Source organism: Streptomyces sp. ST2-7A (assembly GCF_021390475.1).
Lineage (GTDB): Bacteria > Actinomycetota > Actinomycetes > Streptomycetales > Streptomycetaceae > Streptomyces.
Genome location: NZ_JAJUWS010000006.1, coordinates 171,213 through 194,656, shown reverse-complemented (window position 1 = coordinate 194,656; position 23,444 = coordinate 171,213). Strand labels below are relative to the sequence as shown.

The window sequence follows — 23,444 nt, the reverse complement described above, 5'->3', positions numbered from 1 at the left end:
CAATCTCACAGCGGGGGGCGGTTCGCCGGCCTTCCCGTGAGCGGGGGCGGTTGGGGAGAATACCGACGGTGCGGACACCCCGCGCCGATCAGGGCAACCCCACGGCCGGGCGCGCGACCCTCACCCGGCGCGGTCGGCCCACACCCCCGGAGGAGTGTGCGCACATGGGTATGAGCGTCACGATCGAGACGGCGGCCGAGCAGGACGGCGAGCAGATCCTGAAACTCCAGTACCTCTGTTTCCAGAGCGACGCCGAGTGCTACGGGGACTACCGTTTGGAGCCCCTCACCCAGACCCTCGACGGCGTACGGGCCGAGATCACCGGGGGCCACGTCCTGGTGGCCCGGCTCGGTGAGGAGATCGTCGGCTCGGTGCGCGCCGTGGTGGACGAGGACGGCACCGCCGCCATCGGCAAACTCATCGTCCATCCCCGGATGCAGCGGCACGGACTGGGGCGCCGACTGCTGGCGGCCATCGAGGACCGACTCGCCGAGCGGGCCCCGGTCACCCGCTACCGGCTGTCCACCGGTCATCGCAGCGAGGTCGGACTGCGCCTGTACCGGAAGGTGGGCTACGCCCCCGTGGCGACCGAGCGGGTGTCCCGCGCGTTGAGCATGGTCACCCTGGAGAAGCCGGTGTCGGGGGGCGGGACGGCGTCGGTGACCGGTCGCGGTTCCCTCGCCGCGACCGCCTGAGACCTCGCCGGGTACCGGCCCCCGCCGGTGCCCGGGGACGTGTGTGCGGTGTCGTCCCCTGCCGGGGGCGGCACCGCACGGGGCGTGGTGCCCCGCACCGGCCGCGCGGCCGATCAACCGCGCGGGCGGGCCCGGCGCAGCCACAGCAGTCCGGTGATCGGCACCACCAGCGGCAGGAACAGGTATCCCATGCCGTAGCCGGACCACACCGTGGCGTCCGGGAAGGCCCCCGGATCGATCACCGTCCAGGTGCCCACGGTGAGAACGCCGACCAACTCCAGCACGCACGCCACCAAACCGAGTCGGCGTGCCGTCTCCCCGCCCCACACCAGCGTGGCGGTGATGAAGGCGTACACCACGGCCGCGGCGGCGGAGAGCAGGTAGGCCAGCGGGGCCTCCTCGAACCGGGTCGCCAACTGGTACACCGAGCGCGATCCGGCCCCGATGGTGAAGATCACGTACACGGTGAGCAGCAACATACCGGGGCCGCTGCGCAACCGTCGGCGCTCGTCGTCCACCGACGGGCCGCCACCGATTCTCCCGATCACCGACTCACCCACCGCCGCCTCCCCACACCTCGTGCAGTCGCAGTTGCAACGTCGCTGTCACCAGGGCGCCCGCGGCCACCGTCGCCGAGCCCCAGCGGGAGCGCTCGCCGAGTGAGACGATCGCCACCAGGGGCACACAGGCCGGGACCGTCACCAGGTAGGAGACGAAGACCGCGGTGGTGTCCCCGGAGGGGCGGTCGCCGGAACCCAGGCGGACCAGCCCGATCACCAATTGGATCACCGCCAGGACGGTCACCACGGCCATGCCGGCGAAGTGCCGGTCCTTGGTCGCCTCCCCGCGCAGGGCGGCGAGACCGCACCACAGGGCCAACGCCAGGGCCGCCGCCCCGAGGCCGATGGTCAGGGGGGTGAACATGGAGCCGACTCTACTGCGCGGCCCCCGGGGAGACCCCGCCGGCCCGGGGCATCGTCACGGGGCCGGTCCCACCCGAGGCGGATTGTCCGACATGCGGACATCCGGGGGCTCGCGCGTCGGGCCGATCGGAGCGTCTGCTTTACTGGCGCACATGACCACGACGAGCCATCGCCCCCCGGTGACCGGGACGCCCCCGGCGCCCGGTGCTCGTGTCCGTGGTGTCCCGGGGCGGACCGTGTCGGTCCACCGCCGGTGTCGAATGTGTGCCCACTGAGGGCCCCCGCACCGCGCCCGCTCGCGCCCCGAAGCGAGCCCCCACCCCCGGGAAGCCGATCGCCGTCGCCGATGACGGCCCTCTCGCGACACCGCCTCCGCGCGCCGTCGTCCGCGCCTCCCGGGAGCGCCCGCGCCCGCATCGGTGCCCACCGGTTCCCCGGACCGGTCCGCCGTGTGCGCCGGCGCGGTTCCCCGAGAGCACCACCGGACCACGGAGCACACGGAAACCCTGTGATCACCACCACCGACCTGACCAAGGTCCACCGCGCCCGCGGACGTGAGGTGACCGCCCTGAACGGCGTCGACCTGCACGTCCGACCCGGCGAGATCCTCGGCGTCATCGGCCCCAGCGGGGCCGGGAAGTCCTCCCTCGTCCGCTGCGTCAACCTCCTGGAGCGCCCCACCTCGGGCACCGTGACGGTGGACGGCGTCGACCTCACGGCCCTGGCCGGGCGCGGCCCGCGCGCCGGTCGGGAGCTGCGAGCCGCCCGCACCCGGATCGGCATGGTCTTCCAGCACTTCAACCTGCTCTCCTCACGCACCGTGCGGGGCAACGTCGAGCTGCCGCTGGAACTGCTGCCCGGCCTCACCCGCCGGGAACGGGCCCGCCGCGCGATGGAACTGCTGGACACCGTCGGCCTGGCCGACCGGGCCGGGGACCGTCCCGCCCGACTGTCCGGCGGCCAGAAACAGCGCGTGGGCATCGCCCGGGCGCTGGCCGGCCGACCGAAGGTGCTCCTCTCCGACGAGGCGACCTCCGCGCTCGACCCGGAGACCACCCGTTCGGTCCTGGGGCTGATCCGCGACCTGAACCGTTCCCTGGGCCTGACCGTGCTGCTCATCACACACGAGATGGAGGTGGTGCGGGAGGTCTGTGACTCCGTGGCGCTGATGGAGAACGGTCGGATCACCGAGAGCGGCGTCCTGACCGACCTCCTCTCCCGGCCCGGCTCCCGTCCGGCCCGCGAACTCTTCCCCCCGGCCGACCCCGAACCCGTCGCCCCCGGGGACCTGCTCCTGGACCTGGAACTCCACGGCACCGACCCGAACGCCTCCCCGGGCGCCACCGGCCCCGATCCCCTCCCGGAGATCCTGCACGCCCTGCCGGGGGCGGAGATCCGCTCCGCCGCCGTGGACACCGTCTCCGGTCGGCGGGTCGGCCGGATGCGCCTGCTGGTACCGGGCGGAGGGAAACGGGGCGGCGGGGGGCCCGACCTCGACGCGCTCACCGACCGGCTCCGGGGCCGGGGCGTGGAGCTGCGGGTCGTGGGCGGTGGGCCGGGTGGTACGCGGCACGGGGCCGTCGTTTCGCGGCCGTCCCGGCGGACAGCCGACACCCACGGCTTCGACCGGACCGTCCTCGCCGCCGGGGAGGCGGGCCGGTGACCGCCGAACGCATGCGTGAACTGCTTCTGCAGGGCACCCTCGACACCCTCCACATGGTGGGCTGGTCGGGTCTGATCGCGCTGGTGGGCGGTCTCCCCCTGGGCGTTCTGCTGGTCCTCACCGACCGCGGGGGTCTGCTGGCCAACCGGCCGGTGAACAAGCTCCTGGGCACGGTGGTGAACATCGGCCGTTCACTGCCGTTCATCATCCTGCTGGTGGCGCTGATCCCCTTCACCCGGCTGCTGGTCGGCACCTCCATCGGCCCGACGGCCGCCATCGTGCCGCTCGCGGTGGGCGCCATCCCCTTCCTCGCCCGCCTGGTGGAGACGGCCGTCCGCGAGGTGGACCACGGCCTGGTGGAGGCCGCCCTGGCGATGGGGGGATCCACCGTCACCGTGGTCCGCGGGGTCCTGCTGCCACAGGCGTTGCCCTCCCTCGTGGCCGGTCTGACCACCACCGTCATCGTCCTGATCGGCTACTCCGCGATGGCCGGGGCGGTCGGCGGCGGCGGACTGGGCACCCTCGCCCTCACCTACGGATACCAGCGCTTCGAGACCGACTTCATGCTGCTGATCGTCGCCGTGCTCATCGTCCTGGTGACCGTCGTCCAACTCGCCGGCGACCTCGTCGTCCGAGCCCTGAACCGCCGGGAGCGGGCCGACGCCTGACCCCGGACCCGCCGTTCCCGACCACCCCCCCCGGGACGGCCGCGCCCCGCGCGCACCCCGCACCGTGCCGACCCCCACCGGGGTCCGGCACCACCCGAGCACCACCCGAGAGAGAGAACCACCCGTGCGCACCCGCATCACCACCACCGCCCTGGCCGGCGCCACCGCGCTCACCCTCGCGCTCACCGGCTGCGGCACCGATTCCGGGACCGACTCCGGAACCGCGTCCGCCGCCGACGGACGGGGCGGGGAACTCGCCCTCACCGTCGCGGCCTCCCCGAGTCCGCACGCCGACATCCTCGGCTTCGTCCGTGACGAGTTGGCCCCGGGGGTCGGCCTGGAACTGACGGTCATGGAGTTCACCGACTACGTGCTGCCCAACACCGCCCTGCAGAACGGTGAGGTGGACGCCAACTACTTCCAGCACCGCCCCTACCTGGACGACTTCAACACCGCGCAGGGCACCGACCTCGTCCCGGTGGCCGACGTCCACCTGGAGCCCCTGGGCCTGTACTCCGGGGTGGTAACCGACCTCGACGGCCTCGCCGAACTCGCCGGCACCGGCGAGGGCGCCACGGTGGCGATCCCCAACGACGCGACCAACGCCGGTCGCGCCCTGCGCCTGCTGGCCGATCACGACCTGATCGAACTGGCGGAGGGAGTGGGGGCGGAGGCGACCCCCGGCGACGTCACCGACGCCCGCGGGCTGACCCTCACCGAGCTCGAGGCCGCCTCGCTGCCCCGCGCCCTGGGTGATGTGGACGCGGCGGTCATCAACGGCAACTACGCCCTGGAGGCCGCGCTCGTCCCGGCCGAGGACGCCCTGGTGCTGGAGTCGGCGGAGAACAACCCCTACGCCAACATCCTCGCGGTCACGGCGGGTTCGGAGGAGGACGAGGCGATCGGCCTCCTGGCCGACCTGCTGCGCTCGCCGGAGGTCCGCGCCCACATCGAGGAGGCCTACGAGGGGTCGGTCCTGGCCGCCTCCTGACGACCCGTCCCCCGGGCCGCCCCCGACCCGGGGCCGCGCCGGTGTCCCCGTCGCTCGGACGGCGGGGACACCGGCGGGTATCCGGTCGAACCCGCACGGTATCCGAACGACGCGCGCGACCCGTCCGGGGGTCGGTCGTGCACGGAATGCCGGGATGCTGCATGCTGTCCCCTCCGGACCCCGGCGTTGGAGCGGCGCATGACTTCCACCTTCCCCGACATCACCATCAGCACGGAACGTCTCGTGCTGCGCGCGTTCGAGGAAGCCGACATCCCGGAGCTCGTCGAGATGATGAACGACGAGCTCTGCGCCACGTGGACCTCCGTCCCCACCCCGTACGGCGAGGCGGACGGCCGGGACTGGGTACTGCGCCGCGCCCCCGCCGAGCGCCTCTCGGGGCGGGGGCTGGTCCTGGCGGTCACCGAATTGCTGACCCAGCGTCTGGTCGGCAGCGTCCACGTCCACCACGTGGACCACCGCACCGGCGCCGCCGAGATCGGCTACGCCGTCGCGCCGTGGGCCCGGGGCGAGGGCTACGCCGCCGAATCCGTGCTGGCCGTGGCCCGCTGGTTGTTCGGGAACCGGGGGTTCGAGCGTCTGGAACTGCGCACGGCGGCGGCGAACACCGCCTCCCAGCAGGTCGCCCTCAAGGTGGGTTGTCTCAGCGAGGGCGTGCTGCGCAACGCCGCCATCGTGCGCAGCCGCACGGAGGACGGCGGCTGGGCCGACCTGCGCAGCGACGTGATCGTGTGGAGCCTGCTGCCGGAGGACCTCGAGGAGGCCGGGGACCCGGAGGACCCGGTCGGGGCGATCCCCGGCCTCCCCGACCACGGGGACGTCTCCCGTTTCCGATGACCCGGCGGATGCGGCCGGGCACCCCGTCCCGTCGCGTTCCCGGGCCCGCCGATCCTCTCTCCGCCGGGTCACCCGGCGTTCACCCGCGACGGCGGTTGTTCACCGGGCCGCCCCGGCGGAACGCCGGTGAACACACCCCGCCCGGCCCCGATTCACCCGGCGGGGTGGCCCGCGCCCGCCGCCGACCACACGCGATACGCTCTCCGCGCCCATCTGCGACAAGTCGGGGAGACCACTGACGATGGCCGACCGCGTGACGGTGATCGGATGGGACGGCACACCCCCGTCCCCGGCGGCCCGGGCGGCGTTGGACGCCGCCACGCTGGTCGCGGGTGCCCCCAGGCACCTGGACCTGACGGAGGTGCCGGAGGCCGCCGAACGCGTTCCCCTGGGCAGCGTCGACCGGGCCGTCGAGCGCATCGCCGCGCACCGCGGCTCCGCGGTGGTCTTCTCCGACGGCGACCCGGGCTTCTTCGGTGTGCTGCGCGCGCTGCGCGACCCGCGGCACGGACTGGAGGTCGAGGTGATCCCGGCCGTCTCCGCGGTCTCCCTGGCCTTCGCCCGCGCGGGTATGCCCTGGGAGGACGCCCGGGTGGTGACCGCCAACCGTCGTACCCTGCGGCGGGCGGTGAACGTCTGTCGGGCCCACCCCAAGGTCGCAGTGCTGACCTCGCCCGGAGCCGGCCCCGCCGAACTGGCCCTGCTGCTCGGGGAGGAACTGCGAACCTTCGTCATCTGCGAGGCGCCGGGCACCGAGGGGGAGCGGATCACCGTGCTCACCTCCGACCGGGTGGCCCGGCACCGCTGGACCGACCCCAACGTCACGATCGTGGTGGGTGCCCCCGGCGCCCTTTCCGGTCCTCCCGACACCCCCGGTGGTTCGGGGGTCCCCGGGGGAGCGGGCGCCCCCGGTGAGGGCGTGTGGCTGGCGGGCCGTGAGGCCGGGGCGGGAGCGCTGCCCCGCGGATGGGGCCTGCCGCCCGCCGTCTACGGGGAGTCCCCCGCCCGGACCGCGCCGGGTGACGGATCGTCCGGCGAACCCGCCGACGACCCCCACCTGCGGGCCGCCCAACTCGCCGCGCTGGGACCCGGCCCCGGTGACCTGGTCTGGGACGTGGGCGGTGGCTCCGGATGGACCGCCCTGGAGGCCGCCCGACAGGGCGCGGGGGTCATCGTCGTGGACCGCGACGCGCGGACCTGCGCGCGGATCTCCGCCACGGCTCGCCGACTCGGTGTTCCGCTGCGGGTGGTGCACGGCGCGGCTCCCCAGGCTCTGGCCGACCTTCCGGAACCCGACGTGGTGCGGATCGGTGGAGGAGGGCCGCGAACCCTGCTCGCCTGTGTGGACCGGCGTCCCCAGCGCGTCGTCGGCCACGCCCTGACCCGGGACGGGGCGGAGGCCGCCGGGCGGGTGCTCTCGGGGGCCGGCTACGGCGTTCGGTGCGCCCTGCTCCAGACCGTGGAACTGGAAACGTCGAGTTGGACGGAACAGGGTCGGAACGTCGCCTTTCTGCTCGTTGGCAGTCGGATGTGAACATCGCAACGACAGTGCCGGTGACAAAGCGGATGTTCCGGTTTCCTTCGGTCACCCGGAGGCGGGAACGTCACCCGTGGCGGGTACGCTGATGGATCGTTGCGCCGCCGGTCGGGTGTCGGTTTTCCTCACGCAATGTCCGGTCACCGGGAGTGTGGGGTTCCGCCGAGGGTCCACCGGCGTTCGTTTCCCGGAACGGGGGGAGGACGCCCGCCGGGACCGCCAGGACACCTTTCGACGGGCGAGGAATACGCATGACGGAGACCGGCCACATTCCGGAGCGGGGCATGCCGGAGAACACCGGGGCGACCGGCCCGCAGGCCGGGCCGGTCGGCGGGCACTTCGCACCGCCGGCCCATCCCGGCGTCCCGCCGGTGGCGGGTGACGCCGGTGAACCCGGGGAACCGGAGGAGGAGGAACTCCTCATGCCGGGCTTCCACGGCTCCTGGGGGGACGCCCCGCAGGCACTCGGCGGCTACGGGACCCCACCGATGGGTACCCCGCCGCCCCCGGCCGTCCACCTGCCGCCGACATCCGGCGACCCGGTGGTGGGGACCCCGCCGTACGGCGTGCCGGGGCACCCCGGGGTGACCGGTCCCGAGTACCTCGACGCCTCCGGCGGACACCTGCCCCCGGTCGCCGGGGCGATCCCCCCGGCCGTCGTGCCCGCCGGCCCGGGTGCCTGGCACCCCCTCGGGGAGGTGACGGACACCCCGGCCGATCCGGCGACCGAGGCCCCTCCCGGGGCGCCGGGACCCCACCCAGTCGGGGCCGGTCCGGTCCCGCCGGGGGCACTCCCGGAAGCGGTGCCCCTCGCGTCCCCGGAACCCGTCGCCCCCGTGCCGGTCGCCGGGCCGGTCGAGGCGTCGACACCCGCCCCCGTGGCGGAGGACACCGACCCCGCTCCCGTGGCGGAGCCGGTACCGGCCGCCGCACCCGTGGCGGACGACGCCGTGGCGGACGTACCTGTGGCGGACGGCCCCGTGGCGGACGAGACCGTAACGGACGCGCCCGAGCCGGTGGAGGCGCCGGTGGAGGCGGTGGACGAACCGACCGCCGGGGGGCCCGGGCCCGACGGAGCGGGGAACACCACGGAATCCCCGGCGACGGATCCGACGGAGGGGGGCCGTGGTCCGGCCGACGCGCCCGACGGAGTCGAAACCGGCGCGCCGGACACCGCCGTGGACGAGACCGGGGGGACCGCCCCGGACACGACCCCGGACACCGCCGGCGATCCCGGGGACGGGAGCGACCCCGTGGACCCGGCGACGGAGGTCGTCCCCGCCGGGGAACCCACCCCGCGCGGCCCCACCCCGCGCGGCCCCGCCGCGCCCGGCTACGACGAGGCCGAGCGCGAGGCGGTCCACCGCCTGATGCGCGACCGCCGGGACATCCGCAACGGCTTCCGTCCCGATCCCATCCCGCACGAGGTGCTGCTGCGGGTGCTGGAGGCCGCGCACACCGCGCCCAGCGTGGGCCACTCCCAGCCCTGGGACTTCGTCATCATCCGTTCCGCGGAGACCCGGGCCCGGGTGCACGAGCTGGCCCAACAGCAGCGCGAGGTGTACGCGCAGTCGTTGCCCCGCGCCCGCGCCAAGCAGTTCCGCGAGTTGAAGATCGAGGCCATCCTCGACACACCCGTCAACATCGTCGTCACCGCCGACCCCACCCGCGGCGGCCGGCACACGCTCGGTCGGCACACCCAGCCGCAGATGGCCCCCTACTCCTCCGCCCTGGCGGTGGAGAACCTCTGGCTGGCGGCCCGGGCGGAGGGTCTGGGCGTCGGCTGGGTGAGCTTCTTCGACGAGCGGGAGCTGGTGCGCTCCCTCGACCTGCCCGACCACCTCGAGGTGGTCGCCTACCTGTGCGTGGGCTACGTGGACGAGTTCCCCGAGGAGCCGGAACTGGCGCGGGCCGGCTGGTCCCGACGGCGTCCGCTCTCCTGGGTGGTGCACGAGGAGTCCTACGGCCGCCGCGCCCTGCCCGGAGCCGAGCCGCACGACCTGCTCGGCGAGACCCTGGCCGAGATCCGCCCACTGGACGCGCGGGCCCTGGGCGAGGCGTGGGAGCGTCAGAAGCGGATGACCAAGCCCGCCGGGGCCCTCGGCGCGCTGGAGATCCTCGCCGCCCAACTGTGTGGCCTGTCCCGCAGTTGCCCCCCGCCGGTCCCCGAGCCGGCCGCGGTGGCGGTCTTCGCCGGCGACCACGGCGTGCACGCCCAGGGCGTCTCCCCCTGGCCGCGCGAGGTCACCGCGCAGATGGTGCAGAACTTCCTGGACGGGGGCGCGGTGTGCAACGCCTTCGCCAACCAGGTGGGGGCCGAGGTCTGCGTGGTGGACGTCGGGGTCGCCGCCGACCTTCCGCCCCGTGACGGCCTGCTCCCGCGCAAGGTCCGTCCCGGCACCGACGACTTCACCGTCGGTCCCGCCATGAGCAGGGAGGAGGTGGTCCGGGCCCTGGAGATCGGTATCGAGACCGCCCGTGACCTGGTCGCCGCCGGCAACCGGGCCCTGCTCACCGGTGAGATGGGCATCGCCAACACCACCGTCGCGGCGGCCCTCACCGCCGTGTGGACCGGTGCCGATCCGGCCGAGGTGACCGGCCGGGGAACCGGTGTCGACGACGCCGGCCACGCCCACAAGGTGGACGTGGTGCGCCGCGCGCTGGAGTTGCACCAGCCGGACCCCGCCGACCCGATCGGTGTGGTGGCGGCGGTCGGCGGCCTGGAACACGCCGCCCTCGCCGGATTCATCCTGGGCGGCGCGTCGCTGCGGGTGCCGGTGATCCTCGACGGCGTCAGCGCCGGGGCCGCGGCCCTGATCGCCCGGGCCATCACACCCGAGGCGGTTTCGGTGTGCATCGCCGGACACCGCAGCGCGGAGCCCGGTCACATGGCGGCGCTCGCGGCGCTGGGGCTGCGTCCGTTGGTCGACCTCGACCTGCGACTGGGGGAGGGGACCGGCGCCCTGCTGGCCCTTCCCGTGGTCCAGTCCGCGGCCCGGGCCCTGCGGGAGGTGGCCACCTTCGACGCCGCCGGGATCACCGACAAGAACTGATCACCGACCGGCACGGGGCACCGACCCCCGAACCGGACCCGGACCCGGAGCCGGCCCGGGTCCGGTTCGGGGGTGTCGGTGCCCCGCCCGCGTCCCTTCGCGTCCCGGGGCGGCTCACCGCCCCGGGACGCGGCCGGTGAGGTCGGACGAGCCGGGAGGAGACGGCCGGCGGCGCCCCGACCACCGGTCCGATGCCCGGAGCCCCCCGGGCGTCCGACCGCCCCACACCGTAGGGTGACCCTCCGGGGAACGCCCCGCCGACCCGCCCCGGAGCAGCGGCGGGCCCGGTGTTCCCGTCCCGCAGCCCCGGTCGAGGAGTCACAGACCACCCATGCCCGAGAACCCCGCATACCCCGTCGGCCTGCGACTGGCGGGCCGTCGCGTCCTCGTGCTCGGCGGCGGCACCGTCGCGCAGCGCCGCCTGCCCGCCCTGCTGGCCGCCGGTGCCGATGTCCACCTCGTCTCGCCCGCCACCACCCCGGCGGTGCAGGCCATGGCGGAGGCGGGGGAACTGCGCTGGGAGCGACGCGGCTACCGTCCGGGCGATCTGGAGGGCGCCTGGTACGCGCTGGTGGCCACCGACGACGCGGAGGTCAACGAGGCGGCCTCCGCCGAGGCCGAGGAACGCCGGGTGTGGTGCGTGCGCAGCGACGACGCGGAGGCCGCCACCGCCTGGACCCCCGCCACCGCCCGGGAGGACGGGGTCACCGTCGCGGTGCTGACCGGCACCGACCCCCGCCGTTCGGCCGCCATCCGCGACGCGGTGGTGGAGCGGATGCGTGACGGCTCGCTGACCGCCCCCGCGCACCGCGGGCGTGCCGCGGGTGTGGCCCTGGTCGGCGGTGGTCCCGGCGATCCCGATCTGATCACGGTGCGTGGACGCAGGCTGTTGGCGCAGGCCGACGTGGTGATCGCCGACCGGCTCGGCCCCCGTGACCTGCTGGACGAACTCCCGCCGCACGTCGAGGTGATCGATGCCGCCAAGATCCCCTACGGCCGGGCCATGGCCCAGGAGGCGATCAACGCGGCGCTGATCGAGCACGCGCGGGCCGGCCGGGCGGTGGTCCGGCTCAAGGGCGGCGACCCCTACGTCTTCGGCCGGGGCATGGAGGAGGCGCAGGCCCTCGCCGAGGCGGGGATCCCGGTCACCGTGGTGCCCGGCATCTCCAGCTCGATCAGCGTGCCGGCGGCGGTCGGCATCCCGGTCACCCACCGGGGCGTGGCCCACGAGTTCACCGTGCTCAGCGGCCACGTGGCCCCCGAGGACCCCCGGTCCCTGGTCGACTGGGCGGCGGTCGCCCGGCTGCGCGGCACGCTCGTGCTCCTGATGGCGGTGGAGCGGATCGGCGCGATCGCCGCCGAGTTGATCCGTCACGGCCGGGACGCCGACACGCCGGTGGCCGCCGTGCAGGAGGGCACCACCGCCGCCCAGCGCCGGGTGGACGCCACCCTGGCGACCGTCGCCGACCGGCTGTCCGAGGAGGGCGTCCGCCCGCCCGCCGTCATCGTCGTCGGGGATGTGGTGCGGGTGAATCCGGTGGGCGGGCACCGGTGACGGGCGACTCCTCCCCGGCCTCCGGCTCCCCGTCGGAGGCGGCTCGGCCCGGGAACGGGCGGCCGCCGGTTCCGGGCGCCGTCCCCGGAACGGTGCCGATCGCCGATTCGGCGGATCCGCGGCTCTCCGATTACACCTCCCTCACCGATGTGGCGCTGCGCCGTCGACTGGAGCCCGAACTGGGTCTGTTCATGGCGGAGGGGGAGAAGGTCATCCGCCGCGCGCTGGAGGCGGGTCACCCGATGCGCTCGCTGCTGCTCACGCCCCGGTGGGCCGAGCCGATGGCCGACCTCGTCATCCGCGCGGCGGAGATCGGCGCCCCCGCCTGGTTGGTGACGGCGGAGACGGCGGAACGACTCACCGGCTACCACGTGCACCGGGGGGCGTTGGCGGCGATGGGACGGCTGCCGCTGCCCGATCCGGCCGATCTGCTGGCCGGGGCCCGCCGGGTGGCGGTCTTCGAGGACATGGTGGACCACACCAACCTGGGCGCCGCCTTCCGCAACGCGGCCGCGCTGGGTGTGGACGCGGTCCTGCTGACCCCCGGGTGCGCCGATCCGCTCTACCGGCGGGCCGTCAAGGTCTCCATGGGCACCGTGTTCAAGGTGCCCTGGGCGCGTCCGGGTTCCTGGCGGGTGACGGGGGAGCTCCTGCGGGCGGCGGGATTCACCTCCGCCGCCTTCTGCCTCACCGAGGACTCGATCACCGTGGACGAACTCGCGGACCGGAACGAGGAGCGCCTCGCGCTGGTCTTCGGCACCGAGGGGCACGGACTCTCGGAACGCGCGCTGCGCGCCTGTGATCTGAGGGTTCGCATCCCGATGGCGGTGGGCGTGGACTCCCTCAACGTCGCAGCCGCCTCGGCGGTCGCCTTCCACGTCACCCGACGCCGTTAGCCCCACCGGACGCGGGACCGGGCCGTCCTCCCGACCCCGGTCCTCCCGGTCTCAGCCGCGTGCCACGGCGATGGCGACGGCGACCAGGAAGGTCACCACGACGAAGACCACCAACCGTTGGCGCAGCAGCCGACCGTCGACGCTTCGCGGCGGCGGGCCGAGCGGCCGGGGCCCGGGGGAGGGGTCGGCCGCACGCCCGGAACGGACGGGCCGCGGGGCACCGGTACCCCGCGGCCGTCCCCCGCGGGACGGACGGGGCACCTCGGAACCCCGCTCCCCGATCCGTTCGCCGCGTCGCTCGACCCGGGGCGGGCGTCCGGTCCGTTCCGGACGCGCGTCGGCGGTCTCCCGCCCACCGGGGGTCGGCGTCCGGGGGGGCCGCCCGGAGGGAATGCCGCCCCGTGCCTCCCGGACGGCGATCTCCTTGAGCCGCAGCGACAGTTGGAGCGTTGTGGGGCGTTCCTCGGGGTGCTTGGACAGGCAGGCGCGGATCAACGGTTCCAGGGCCGGCGGCACCCCTCGCAGGTGCGGTTCCTCGTGCACCACCCGGTAGAGCATCACCTCCGAGCTCCCGTGTCCGAAGGCGGAGTCGCCGAGCGCCGCCCAGGCGAGCGTGGCCCCCAGCGAGAAGACATCGGTGGCGGCGGAGACGGCGGCCCCGCGCACCTGCTCGGGGGCGAGGAAGCCCGGCGAGCCCACCGCCGTCCCCACCCGGGTCAGGGTGCTGGCACCGGTGGACCAGGCGATGCCGAAGTCGATGATCCGCGGGCCCTTGGGGGAGAGCAGGATGTTGGAGGGTTTGATATCACGGTGCACCACGCCGGCCTCGTGGACCGCCACCAGGCCCTCGGCCAGTGCCGCCCCCGCCGCCGCGATCTCCGCGGCCGACATCGGGCCGTCGGCGAGCACCCGGTCGTGCAACGAGGGGCCCGGTACGTACTGGGTGGCGAACCACGGGCGTTCGGCCTCCAGGTCGGCCGCCACCAGACGGGCCGTGCACCCGCCGCGGATCCGCCGTGCCGCCGAGACCTCGCGGGCGAAACGGGAGCGGAACTCCCGGTCCTCCGCCAGGTCGGGGCGGATCACCTTCAGCGCGACCCGCTGGCCGCGCCGGTCCGAGCCGAGGTAGACGACCCCCATCCCGCCGGCGCCCAGCCGGCGGTGCAGCCGGAACGTCCCGACGACTCGCGGGTCCTCGCGCCGGAGCCGCATCATCGCCATGTCCCATCCCCGTCGCCGCTCCGATCTGACGCAGCACAGCTTACGGATCGGGTCGGTCGGTTGGGGGGCGCCGCGCAGACGTTCCCCGGGCGGGGAGGGGAACCCCGAGACGGCTCGGGGGACTTCCCCGCTCCGGGGCTGACCCGGGGTCCGTTGATCTCCACCCGGGGGAGTAGCCGTCGAGGGGGTCCGTCCACCCGGGGGAGGCGGGTCCTCCGTTCCCCGGGCTGACGCGCCGACCCGGTGTCGCGGCCTACCGTTGTCGCAGGCGGCGGACGAAGCACTCGTCCCCCGAGGTCACCGTCCGTCGCCGTGAACGGGCCGTCCCCGGCGCCCCGCACGAGGCCCGGGAACGGCGCGCGAGTGTCGTCCGTGGTCGGGGACGGGGCGTTGAGCGGCGCCCCGGGTTCGGGTCGGTGATCCGGGCCGGGGACCCCGACCGTGTCACCCCGTGGGGACGGGGGTCCGACGGGCGGCTCGGTGGCCGGGTACCGGGGAGGTGCCCGGCCACACGGCGTCGGTGTCCGTCCGGCGACACCCGGCAGGACCACGGCGCCCACCGCCGCGGAGGATGAAACGGCCGGGGCCGGGGAGCGGTCGCTCCCCGGCCCCGGCCGGTGGTGGACGATACTGGGATTGAACCAGTGACCTCTTCCGTGTCAGGGAAGCGCTCTCCCGCTGAGCTAATCGTCCCGAGTGCGCGATACTGGGATTGAACCAGTGACCTCTTCCGTGTCAGGGAAGCGCTCTCCCGCTGAGCTAATCGCGCGGACGGCTCCGGTGGGACCGGAGCCGGTGGTGGACGATACTGGGATTGAACCAGTGACCTCTTCCGTGTCAGGGAAGCGCTCTCCCGCTGAGCTAATCGTCCGAGGTGGAGACGGGATTTGAACCCGTGTAGACGGCTTTGCAGGCCGTTGCCTCGCCTCTCGGCCACTCCACCGGCGGGGGACCGGGGTCCCCTCGGAGCGGACGACGAGACTCGAACTCGCGACATCCACCTTGGCAAGGTGGTGCTCTACCAACTGAGCTACGTCCGCAACGCCTCCCGGTCGGCTCGCGCCTCCCGGTGACGCCTTGAACTCTAGCGGATTCCCCGCGCTGCTCAAACTCGGTTGCCGGTGACGGGATCGGCGGGCCCCCGGGTCGGGCCGGTGGGGCGCCGGGATCCGGGCCCCGGCCCGGCCCCCGGTGGCCCCCCGGTGCGCGGGGTTCGCCCCGTCGCGGTGTCCGGCGCGGCGCCCCACCGTGTTGCCGAATCGATCGGGTGGCCCCACCGCGAGGTCGATCCGGTGCCTCGCGACGCACCGCGCCCGACACCGCTTCCCGACGGGCGGGTCCCCACCGACGCGGCACTAGACTCGCACGTGTGCACGAGGAGTCCGCTTTCCCGGGGGCCGGCGCCCCCCTGGCCCGGTTCGGTGGCCTGCTGGCCACCGAACCGGTGGACGTCACCGACGACCCGGCGGCCCTGGACTCCACCGGCTGGTGGGCGGTGGCCGTCGACTACGAGGGACGTCTGCGGTGCGTCCGGTTCGGTCGGGTGCGCCCGGATCCCGCCCCGCCCCGGCCGGCCGGTCGCCGGCACGCCCCGGACCCCGGGCGGTGGACCTCCTCCCTGAGCCGGGAGATCTACACCGACGGCGTGCGGAGGATCCGTGAACACATCGCCGCCGGTGAGGTCTACCAGGCCAACCTGTGCCGGGTGCTCTCCGCTCCCGTCGGACGCGACACCGACCCCGACGCCCTCGCCGCCGATCTGGCGGCGGGCAACCCCGCCCCCCACGCCGGGGTGATCCGCCTCCCCTCGCACGGGGTGGAGATCGCCTGTGCCTCCCCCGAACTCTTCCTCCGCAGGAGGGGCGCGGTGGTGGAGTCCGGTCCGATCAAGGGGACCGGGCGCACCGAGGCGGACCTGCTGGAGAAGGACCACGCGGAGAACGTGATGATCGTGGACCTCGTCCGCAACGACCTGGGCCGGGTCTGCGCGCCGGGGACGGTCACCGTCCCCCGCCTGTGCGAGGTGGAGGCACACCCCGGTCTGGTCCACCTCGTCTCCACCGTCCGCGGTGAGCTGCGCGACGACGCGGGATGGCCGGAGTTGCTGGCCGCGACCTTCCCGCCCGGCTCGGTGACCGGCGCCCCCAAAACCAGCGCCCTGCGGATCCTGGGTGACCTGGAGACCGTGCCGCGCGGCCCGTACTGCGGTGCCGTCGGCTGGGTGGACGCCGACCGGCGGCACGGCGAACTGGCGGTGGGCATCCGCACGTTCTGGATCGAACGCGCCCGTTCGGGGGCGGGTGAGCTGAGGTTCGGCACCGGCGCCGGCATCACCTGGGGATCGGACCCCGAACGGGAGTGGCGGGAGACCGAACTCAAGGCCGCCCGGCTGCTCGCCATCGCCGCGGGACGGCGCCCCGGGCCCGCGTTCGGGGACGTCGCCCCGCTCCGGTCGTCCGGACGAGCGGAACCGCCGGGCCCCGACACGGCGCCGGCCGGCGGCGGGGGCGGCGTCACCGGGGTGGGAATCCCCGGCGGACCGGGGGAACGGGAATGGCGCGGGGCGGACTTCCGACCCCGCCGGGAGAACGAGGCGATGCGGTGAGGATCTGGCTCAACGACACCCTGAGGGACGCCGAGGAGGCATCGGTCTCGGCCCTGGACCACGGCCTGACCGTCGGTGACGGCGTCTTCGAGGCGGTCAAGACCGTCGAGGGGGTCCCCTTCGCCCTCACCCTCCATCTGGAGCGGATGCGGCGCTCCGCCGCGGGCCTCGGTCTGCCGGTCCCCGACACCGATCTCGTCCGCCGGGCCTGTGCCGCCGTGATCGACGCCGAGCCCCATCCGCTGGGACGCCTGCGGGTCACCTTCACCGGCGGACGCGGCCCTCTGGGGTCGATGCGGGCCGCGGTGCCCGCCGCCCCCACCCTGGTCGTCGCCCACGAGGGATACCACCCGCGTCCGGACACCACGGCCGCGATCACCGTCCCGTGGGCCCGCAACGAGCACGGCGCGCTGGCGGGTCTGAAGACCACCTCGTACGCGGAGAACGTGCTCGCCCTGGCCCGCGCCCGGGAGGCCGGCGCCTCCGAGGCGATCTTCCCCAACACCGCCGGTCTGCTGTGCGAGGGGACCGGCAGCAACGTCTTCGTCGTCGTCGACGGCGAGGTGTTCACCCCGCCGCTGTCCTCCGGTTGCCTGGCGGGCATCACCCGGGCGCTGGTGGTGGCGTGGAGCGGTGCCCGGGAGGTCGACCTGCCGTTGGGGGTGCTGCGGGACGCGGACGAGATCTTCCTGACCTCCACCACCCGGGATGTCCAGGCACTCCATCGGATCGACGACCGGGAACCGGCCGCCGCGCCGGGCCCGGTCACCGCCCGGTTGATGCGGGAGTTCGCCGCGCGCTCGGCCGCCGACCCCGAGCCCCGCGTGGACGCGATCGTCCGGGCCTGACCGGATCGGCGGAGCCCCGGCGCGGGTAGACATGTCGGCATGACCGTCACGCTGCGACCCCGGGAGCCCGGACGAACCACTCCGGCCGGTGGGATCCGGCACTCCTTCCTGTTGTGCGACAACGGGCGTCCGATCGGCGAACTGACCCTGTCCGCCGACGGAGGCACGCCTCGACGGGGCCGGATCGACCACCTGTGGGTGGCCGAGCCGGAGCGTCGGCGCGGACGGGGTGGCATCGCCCTGCTCGCGGCGGAGGAGGTGCTGCGCTCCCGGGGGTGTGATCGGGTGTGGGCCCTGTTCCCGATCCCGTCCGGCGCCTCGGGGGACACGGAGGGCGCGGTGGCCGCAGCCGGGTTGGCGGAGGCGTTCGGCTACCGACCGCTCGGGGTGCTCCTGCGCGCCGCCTCCTCGGAGGGGGTCGCCCGGGAGCGGGGAGAGACGGACGGGGAGGGCACGCCCCCGGACGGGACCGCGGTGGATGTTCCCCTCGGTCCGGGTCTCGCCCCGGCACGCCTGCGGATCGTCGACGGGGCGTCCGGCGGCGCGGAGGCGTGGTTCCGCGCCCCGCTCGCGGGGGAGGCGGGAGGGCCGTGTGGAACGGAGGTGCTCGACGCCGTGGAGGAGGCCGTCCGGAGGGCCGGAGCCGTCTCCCTGGCGGTGTGCACCGGCCCCGGGCGTTCGCCGGACGAGGTGGAGTGCCGGGAACGCGGTTATCTTCCCGGCCACCGCGTCGTCGGCAAACGTCTCGGCTGAACCGTCGGGGCGTCTCCCTCGCGTCCACCCCGACGACGGACGGTTCACCCCCGGTGCGGGGTTCACGGGACCGGGGCGGGGGAGAACCGGGTAAAGGGGAACAACGTCCGGGAGCACGGAGGCCATCGGGCGCCCCACCCGGTCGTGGCCCCGATGACCCCGACGGGCAGGATGGAGAACATGACCCTGGGAATGATGATCTACGCGATATGCGGCGTGCTGACCGCGGCGGGCTGCTGGTGGTCGCTGCGCCTGTTCCGTCGGCGCCGCCGCGGGGCCGCCCTGCGCACCCTGGCCCTGGCGCTGCTGCCGATGGGCCTGGCCATGACGGGGGTGATCCGCTTCGTGGTCAACATGACGGTGAACCCGATCGCCTGGGCCGGGTTCGGCCTGATCGGGCTGTCGGTGCTGCTGACCCTGGTCTCCCGCTGGACCCGGGACCCGGCTCCCGGCGCCGTGCCGGGGGACGCCGCGACGGCTCCCGGAGCCTCGAGCCCGGCCGCGACCCCCGCCCGCCGCGAGGCCCGCCCGGAACTGCCGGAGACCGCGGGGGGATCGGCCGGTAGGGGAGCGGGACGAAGCGGTTCGAGCAGAAACGAAGGTGCGGAGGACTTTTCCGACATCGAAGCGATCTTGAAAAAGCACGGAATCTGAGACACGGACGATCACCCGGATCACCGGGCTGCGGGGGCACCCCGAACTGCGTCATCATCCCCGCGAGATGGCGCACAACATCCGGGAGCAGGCTCCCGACACAGTGGTACCGGTCGGCCCCGACGAGTTCCGGGACGGCGTCCGTGTCCGGCAGGATCTCCGGGGCACCCCCCCGGGGGCGCTCCCCGTGGGGGTGGTTCCCGGCCCCCGCCCGGCGGAGGACCTCCCGACCCCCGGCGAGGGTCCCCGACCCGAGCCGGAGGCGGGAGGGTGTCTGTTCGCGCTTTCCCAACCCCCGCTGATGGGCTTCCTGGCCTTCATCGCGACCCTGCTGCTGATCGCCTCGGTGCACGATCTGTTCTTCCTGTGAACCGGCGACCGACGGTGGGCCGGGGGCGACCCCGGGTGGATGGCGACGGTGCTCAGCCGGCTGCCCCGGCCTCCCGTCGGCGTGCCCGGTAGGCGGCCACGTGCAGGCGGTTGCCGCAGGTTCGGCTGTCGCAGTAACGCCGTGACCGGTTGCGGGACAGGTCCACGAAGGCGCGGCCGCAGTCGGGGGCCTCGCAACGCCGCAGCCGCTCCCGTTCCCCGGCGACCACCAGGAAACCCAGGGCCATGCCGCAGTCGGCCGCGAGGTGGTCGGCCAGGGAGGCGCCGGGGGCGAAGTAGTGCACGTGCCAGTCGTGGCCGTCGTGGTCGGTCAGCTGGGGTGTGGTGCCGGCCTCGGCCACCATCGCGTTGATGAGCTCGGCGGCCTCCCGATCGCCCGGGGCGGCGAAGACCCGGGCGAAGCGATCCCGGACGGCGTGGACGGCGACGAGGTCCCGTTCCGAGAGCCCTTCGGCGTCCACACCGCTGACCTCGTGCGTCTCCACGAACCCGCGCAGCGCCCGGACGTCCCCCAACCCCTCGGAGGAGTTCTCGCCGGGCGCGGTGTTGAGGAGGTCGACCGCGTGGCCGAGGGCACACCGCGTGTCGTGGTTGGTGAGCACTGGGGTCGCTCCCGATTCGGATCGTGGTCTGACCGATCCGGGGCACTCTAACCCCTCGCCCTTCTCCGGGGATCCGTTCGTGGCCCCCGATCCGGCTTCGCCCCGCCTTCCGGCGCCGTCCCCGTGGTCGCGGGGGCGGTGACCGGAAAGCGGGGCGCCCGGTGCCGTGGAACCGCGCTGCGCGCCGTCGCCCCGAGTCGGACGTCGCGCCGCGCGGGCGGCTTCAACTCTCGGCGAGGATGTGGGACAGCTCCGTGTCGAGGTCGAAGTGACGCTGTTCCGTGCCGGGCGGCACCGCGGAATCGGTGCGCCGGAGGAACGATTCCAGTGCGCGGGCGGGGGCTTCGAGCAGGGCCTCGCCCTCCGGGGAGCTCAGGGCGATGCACACCACTCCCTGTCCGTGACTGCGGGAGGGCCACACCCGGACGTCACCGGTGCCGGTGGGACGGTGCAGGCCCTCGGCCAGCAGGTCCCGGGCGAAAACCCATTCGACGGTTTCCTCGGCTCCGGTGTGGAAGGTGGCGTGGACGGCGTAGGGGTCCGCCGTGTCGTATCGCAGCCCGGCCGGGACGGGCAGGGAGGACTCGCTCGATACGACGAGGCGCAGGTGCAGCTCGCAGCTGACCGTGGTGTTCATAAGCGCCAGGGCCTTTCGCTCAGTGTGCGCTCGGGGGTTCGCACGTCGGCGAGATCGGGATGCCACGTAATCGGTGGTTGTAAACCACTCTGGGAAGTTTGCGAGGTTTGAATCCATTCGAATGGAGGAGTGGTATTTGTCGGCTTACTCCCGATGGCTGTGGACGGGACCGATCGGCGGGCGGATCCCCCGGGCGCCCGGGGCGGCCTCCCGAAGGATGGTGCGAGGGCCCCTCCGAGGTGCGGTAACGTAGGTCCCGCAGCGGGCGATTAGCTCAGCGGGAGAGCGCTTCGTTCACACCGAAGAGGTCACTGGTTCGATCCCAGTATCGCCCACCGTCACGCTGTGAAGGGTCGGGGACACGGTCTCCGACCCTTTTGCTTCGATGTGCTTTCGCGACGCCCCGCCGGGGCCGCCGGCGGCCCCGGGCTCCGGTGCCTCCGACCGGATCCCTCGTGACCGCGCGCCGGTCGGACCGTCGCGACCCCCTGTCGGCCGACCGCCGGGTCGACGAGAGGACCCGGTCGGGAGGGCATTTGGCCGCAGCGAAGGCTGCCTGTATGGTTCTTCCCGTGCCGCAGGGCACCCGGGGCGATTAGCTCAGCGGGAGAGCGCTTCGTTCACACCGAAGAGGTCACTGGTTCGAACCCAGTATCGCCCACCGGAAGCGGGCCGGTCCGTCACAGACGGACCGGCCCGAAGTCGTTGCCGGGCCCCGGCCCGTACCGGCGCACCCCGGCGGCGACGGCGCCGGGCGGCGGACGGCTCCCCGGGATCGGTACGATGCGTGCGGCGCGGCGCTCCCGCCGCGCGCAGTGACGCGAAGTGGAACGTCAGGAGAGACCGGTGTCCGAGGTGCGGGTGATCATCCAACGCGATTCCGAGGCGGAGGAGCGGGTGGTGCCCGGGGGCACGACGGCGGCCGAACTCTTCGCCGACGATCGCGCCGTCGTCGCCGCGCGGGTCGACGGCACCCTGCGGGACCTGGCCCACGAGCCGGCCGAGGGCGCGGTGGTCGAGCCGGTGACCATCGACTCCCCGGACGGCCTGGACATCCTGCGGCACTCCACCGCCCACGTGCTCGCCCAGGCCGTACAGGAGCTCTTCCCCCGGGCCCGACTGGGCATCGGTCCACCCATCCGGGACGGCTTCTACTACGACTTCGACGTCGCCGAGCCCTTCCAGCCCGACGACCTCAAGCGCGTCGAGAAGAAGATGCAGGAGATCGTCAAGAAGGGCCAGCGGTTCTCCCGCCGGGTGGTGGGCGAGGAGGCGGCCCGCGCGGAGCTGGCCGAGGAGCCCTACAAACTGGAACTGATCGGCCTCAAGGGATCGGCGGCCGAGGCCGCCGAGGGGGCCTCCGCGGAGGTCGGCGCCGGCGAGTTGACGATCTACGACAACCTGGACGCCCGCACCGGCGAGTTGTGTTGGAAGGACCTGTGCCGGGGGCCCCACCTGCCCACCACCCGGATGATCCCGGCCTTCCGGCTGATGCGCTCCGCCGCCGCCTACTGGCGCGGCAGCGAGAAGAACCCCCAGCTCCAGCGGATCTACGGAACCGCCTGGCCCACCCGCGACGAACTCAAGGCACACCTGGAGTTCCTCGCCGAGGCGGAGAAGCGGGACCACCGGCGCCTGGGCGCCGAGCTCGACCTGTTCTCCATCCCCGAGGAGATCGGTTCCGGACTGGCCGTCTTCCACCCCCGCGGCGGCATCATCCGCCGGGTGATGGAGGACTACTCCCGGCGGCGGCACGAGGAGGCGGGGTACGAGTTCGTCTACACCCCCCACGCCACCAAGGGCGACCTCTTCCAGCGCTCGGGCCACCTGGACTGGTACGCCGACGGCATGTACCCGCCCATGCGGTTGGACGGCCACCAGGACTACTACCTCAAGCCGATGAACTGCCCGATGCACAACCTGATCTTCGGTGCCCGGGGCCGTTCCTACCGTGAGTTGCCCCTGCGACTCTTCGAGTTCGGGACGGTATACCGGTACGAGAAGTCCGGCGTGGTGCACGGTCTCACCCGGGCGCGCGGCTTCACCCAGGATGACGCGCACATCTACTGCACCCGCGAGCAGATGGCCGGCGAGCTGGACGGCCTGCTCACCTTCGTGCTGAACCTGCTGCGCGATTACGGCCTGGAGGACTTCCACCTCGAGCTCTCCACCCGGGACCCGGAGAAGTCCATCGGTTCGGACGAGAACTGGGAGGAGGCCACCGAGGCGCTGCGCCGGGCCGCCGGCAAGCAGGGGCTCGAGCTGGTCATGGACCCGGCCGGGGCGGCCTTCTACGGCCCGAAGATCTCCGTCCAGGCCCGCGACGCGATCGGCCGCACCTGGCAGATGTCCACCATCCAGGTCGACTTCAACCTGCCGGAGCGTTTCGACCTGGAGTACACCGCCGACGACGGCTCCCGGCAGCGCCCGGTGATGATCCACCGCGCGCTGTTCGGCAGCATCGAGCGGTTCTTCGCGGTACTGCTGGAGCACTACGCGGGAGCCTTCCCGCCCTGGCTCGCCCCCGTCCAGGCGCTCGGCATCCCGATCGGCGACGCCCACGTGCCGTACCTGCGCGAGTTCGCCGATCGGGCCCGGGAGATGGGGCTGCGGGTGGACGTGGACGCCTCGGCGGACCGGATGCAGAAGAAGATCCGCAACGCCCAGCGGGCCAAGGTGCCCTTCATGGTCATCGCCGGCGACGACGACACCGCGGCGGGGGCGGTCTCCTTCCGCTACCGGGACGGCTCGCAGCGCAACGGCATCCCGCGCGAGGAGGCCCTGGCCGAGATCGCCGAGGCCGTTCGGAGTCGCGCCCGGATCTGATCCCGACGCCGGGACCCCTCGTCCCGACCCCGTTCCCACCGGTGGGGGAGCCCGCTTCGGGCGCCCCCACCG

20 protein-coding genes and 7 tRNA genes are annotated in these 23,444 nt (G+C 73.9%); 17 read left to right on the top strand and 10 right to left on the bottom strand.

Features of this window, described 5'->3' with window-relative positions; all coding sequences use genetic code 11:
* Positions 1-164: 164 nt before the first annotated feature.
* A complete protein-coding gene (locus LZF96_RS06105; RefSeq protein WP_233866644.1) occupies positions 165-695 on the top strand; it encodes a GNAT family N-acetyltransferase in 531 nt (176 codons plus the stop codon).
* Between the two features lie 113 nt (positions 696-808).
* Here LZF96_RS06105 and LZF96_RS06100 read toward each other — a convergent pair whose 3' ends face one another.
* Positions 809-1,174, bottom strand: a complete 366-nt coding sequence (locus tag LZF96_RS06100; protein WP_233866641.1) for a hypothetical protein — start codon at positions 1,172-1,174, stop codon at positions 809-811.
* Between the two features lie 73 nt (positions 1,175-1,247).
* A complete protein-coding gene (locus LZF96_RS06095; protein WP_233866543.1) occupies positions 1,248-1,619 on the bottom strand; it encodes a hypothetical protein in 372 nt (123 codons plus the stop codon).
* 507 nt (positions 1,620-2,126) lie between these two features.
* Between LZF96_RS06095 and LZF96_RS06090 the strand changes: the two genes are divergently transcribed.
* The 8 genes from LZF96_RS06090 (at position 2,127) to LZF96_RS06055 (ending at position 12,836) form a co-directional block, all read left to right on the top strand.
* Complete coding sequence (locus tag LZF96_RS06090; protein WP_233866540.1) at positions 2,127-3,281, top strand: methionine ABC transporter ATP-binding protein; 1,155 nt, start codon at positions 2,127-2,129, stop codon at positions 3,279-3,281.
* Positions 3,282-3,292: 11 nt separating this feature from the next.
* Positions 3,293-3,949 carry a methionine ABC transporter permease gene (locus LZF96_RS06085; RefSeq protein WP_267940517.1) on the top strand — a complete coding sequence of 219 codons (657 nt, stop codon included), beginning with the start codon at positions 3,293-3,295 and terminating at the stop codon, positions 3,947-3,949.
* A gap of 124 nt (positions 3,950-4,073) precedes the next feature.
* A complete protein-coding gene (locus LZF96_RS06080) occupies positions 4,074-4,940 on the top strand; it encodes a MetQ/NlpA family ABC transporter substrate-binding protein (protein WP_233866534.1) in 867 nt (288 codons plus the stop codon).
* 198 nt (positions 4,941-5,138) lie between these two features.
* Positions 5,139-5,795, top strand: a complete 657-nt coding sequence (locus LZF96_RS06075; RefSeq protein ID WP_233866531.1) for a GNAT family N-acetyltransferase — start codon at positions 5,139-5,141, stop codon at positions 5,793-5,795.
* Between the two features lie 241 nt (positions 5,796-6,036).
* Positions 6,037-7,329 (top strand): precorrin-6y C5,15-methyltransferase (decarboxylating) subunit CbiE, encoded by a 1,293-nt coding sequence (gene cbiE / locus LZF96_RS06070; RefSeq protein WP_233866528.1) that lies wholly within the window; start codon positions 6,037-6,039, stop codon positions 7,327-7,329.
* 254 nt (positions 7,330-7,583) lie between these two features.
* Positions 7,584-10,385, top strand: a complete 2,802-nt coding sequence (gene cobT / locus LZF96_RS06065; RefSeq protein WP_233866525.1) for a nicotinate-nucleotide--dimethylbenzimidazole phosphoribosyltransferase — start codon at positions 7,584-7,586, stop codon at positions 10,383-10,385.
* A gap of 331 nt (positions 10,386-10,716) precedes the next feature.
* Positions 10,717-11,940: a uroporphyrinogen-III C-methyltransferase gene (gene cobA, locus LZF96_RS06060; RefSeq protein WP_233866516.1), complete on the top strand. Its 1,224-nt coding sequence runs from the start codon at positions 10,717-10,719 to the stop codon at positions 11,938-11,940.
* A gap of 92 nt (positions 11,941-12,032) precedes the next feature.
* Positions 12,033-12,836: an RNA methyltransferase gene (locus LZF96_RS06055; RefSeq protein WP_233866505.1), complete on the top strand. Its 804-nt coding sequence runs from the start codon at positions 12,033-12,035 to the stop codon at positions 12,834-12,836.
* A gap of 51 nt (positions 12,837-12,887) precedes the next feature.
* Here LZF96_RS06055 and LZF96_RS06050 read toward each other — a convergent pair whose 3' ends face one another.
* From LZF96_RS06050 to LZF96_RS06025, 6 genes are all read right to left on the bottom strand, one after another.
* On the bottom strand, positions 12,888-14,057 hold the full coding sequence (locus tag LZF96_RS06050) for a serine/threonine-protein kinase (RefSeq protein ID WP_233866501.1): 1,170 nt from the start codon (positions 14,055-14,057) through the stop codon (positions 12,888-12,890).
* A 618-nt stretch (positions 14,058-14,675) separates the two neighbouring features.
* A tRNA-Val gene (locus LZF96_RS06045) sits at positions 14,676-14,750 on the bottom strand.
* A 4-nt stretch (positions 14,751-14,754) separates the two neighbouring features.
* Positions 14,755-14,826: transfer RNA gene (locus LZF96_RS06040), tRNA-Val, on the bottom strand.
* Between the two features lie 27 nt (positions 14,827-14,853).
* Positions 14,854-14,928 (bottom strand) — tRNA-Val (locus LZF96_RS06035).
* A 1-nt stretch (position 14,929) separates the two neighbouring features.
* Positions 14,930-15,000, bottom strand: a tRNA-Cys gene (locus LZF96_RS06030).
* Between the two features lie 24 nt (positions 15,001-15,024).
* Positions 15,025-15,097, bottom strand: a tRNA-Gly gene (locus LZF96_RS06025).
* Positions 15,098-15,426: 329 nt separating this feature from the next.
* Between LZF96_RS06025 and LZF96_RS06020 the strand changes: the two genes are divergently transcribed.
* The 5 genes from LZF96_RS06020 (at position 15,427) to LZF96_RS06000 (ending at position 19,287) form a co-directional block, all read left to right on the top strand.
* Positions 15,427-16,662, top strand: a complete 1,236-nt coding sequence (locus tag LZF96_RS06020; RefSeq protein ID WP_233866498.1) for a chorismate-binding protein — start codon at positions 15,427-15,429, stop codon at positions 16,660-16,662.
* Positions 16,659-17,510, top strand: coding sequence for an aminotransferase class IV (locus tag LZF96_RS06015; protein ID WP_233866495.1), 852 nt, complete (start codon positions 16,659-16,661; stop codon positions 17,508-17,510). Before LZF96_RS06020 ends, LZF96_RS06015 begins: the two co-directional genes overlap by 4 nt.
* A gap of 39 nt (positions 17,511-17,549) precedes the next feature.
* On the top strand, positions 17,550-18,263 hold the full coding sequence (locus LZF96_RS06010; protein ID WP_233866492.1) for a GNAT family N-acetyltransferase: 714 nt from the start codon (positions 17,550-17,552) through the stop codon (positions 18,261-18,263).
* A gap of 180 nt (positions 18,264-18,443) precedes the next feature.
* Complete coding sequence (locus tag LZF96_RS06005; RefSeq protein WP_233866489.1) at positions 18,444-18,917, top strand: hypothetical protein; 474 nt, start codon at positions 18,444-18,446, stop codon at positions 18,915-18,917.
* A gap of 67 nt (positions 18,918-18,984) precedes the next feature.
* The gene (locus LZF96_RS06000) at positions 18,985-19,287 is read left to right on the top strand and encodes a hypothetical protein (RefSeq protein WP_233866647.1); all 303 of its coding nucleotides are present in this window, start codon (positions 18,985-18,987) and stop codon (positions 19,285-19,287) included.
* 52 nt (positions 19,288-19,339) lie between these two features.
* Here LZF96_RS06000 and LZF96_RS05995 read toward each other — a convergent pair whose 3' ends face one another.
* Both LZF96_RS05995 and LZF96_RS05990 read right to left on the bottom strand, forming a co-directional pair.
* The gene (locus LZF96_RS05995) at positions 19,340-19,909 is read right to left on the bottom strand and encodes a CGNR zinc finger domain-containing protein (protein WP_233866488.1); all 570 of its coding nucleotides are present in this window, start codon (positions 19,907-19,909) and stop codon (positions 19,340-19,342) included.
* 223 nt (positions 19,910-20,132) lie between these two features.
* Positions 20,133-20,546, bottom strand: coding sequence for an SsgA family sporulation/cell division regulator (locus tag LZF96_RS05990; RefSeq protein WP_233866485.1), 414 nt, complete (start codon positions 20,544-20,546; stop codon positions 20,133-20,135).
* A 263-nt stretch (positions 20,547-20,809) separates the two neighbouring features.
* Here LZF96_RS05990 and LZF96_RS05985 point away from each other — a divergent pair.
* The 3 genes from LZF96_RS05985 to thrS all read left to right on the top strand — a co-directional run bounded on the left by LZF96_RS05985 (position 20,810) and on the right by thrS (position 23,372).
* Positions 20,810-20,881 (top strand) — tRNA-Val (locus LZF96_RS05985).
* A gap of 254 nt (positions 20,882-21,135) precedes the next feature.
* Positions 21,136-21,207: transfer RNA gene (locus LZF96_RS05980), tRNA-Val, on the top strand.
* A 185-nt stretch (positions 21,208-21,392) separates the two neighbouring features.
* A complete protein-coding gene (thrS, locus tag LZF96_RS05975) occupies positions 21,393-23,372 on the top strand; it encodes a threonine--tRNA ligase (protein WP_233866483.1) in 1,980 nt (659 codons plus the stop codon).
* Positions 23,373-23,444 lie beyond the last annotated feature (72 nt).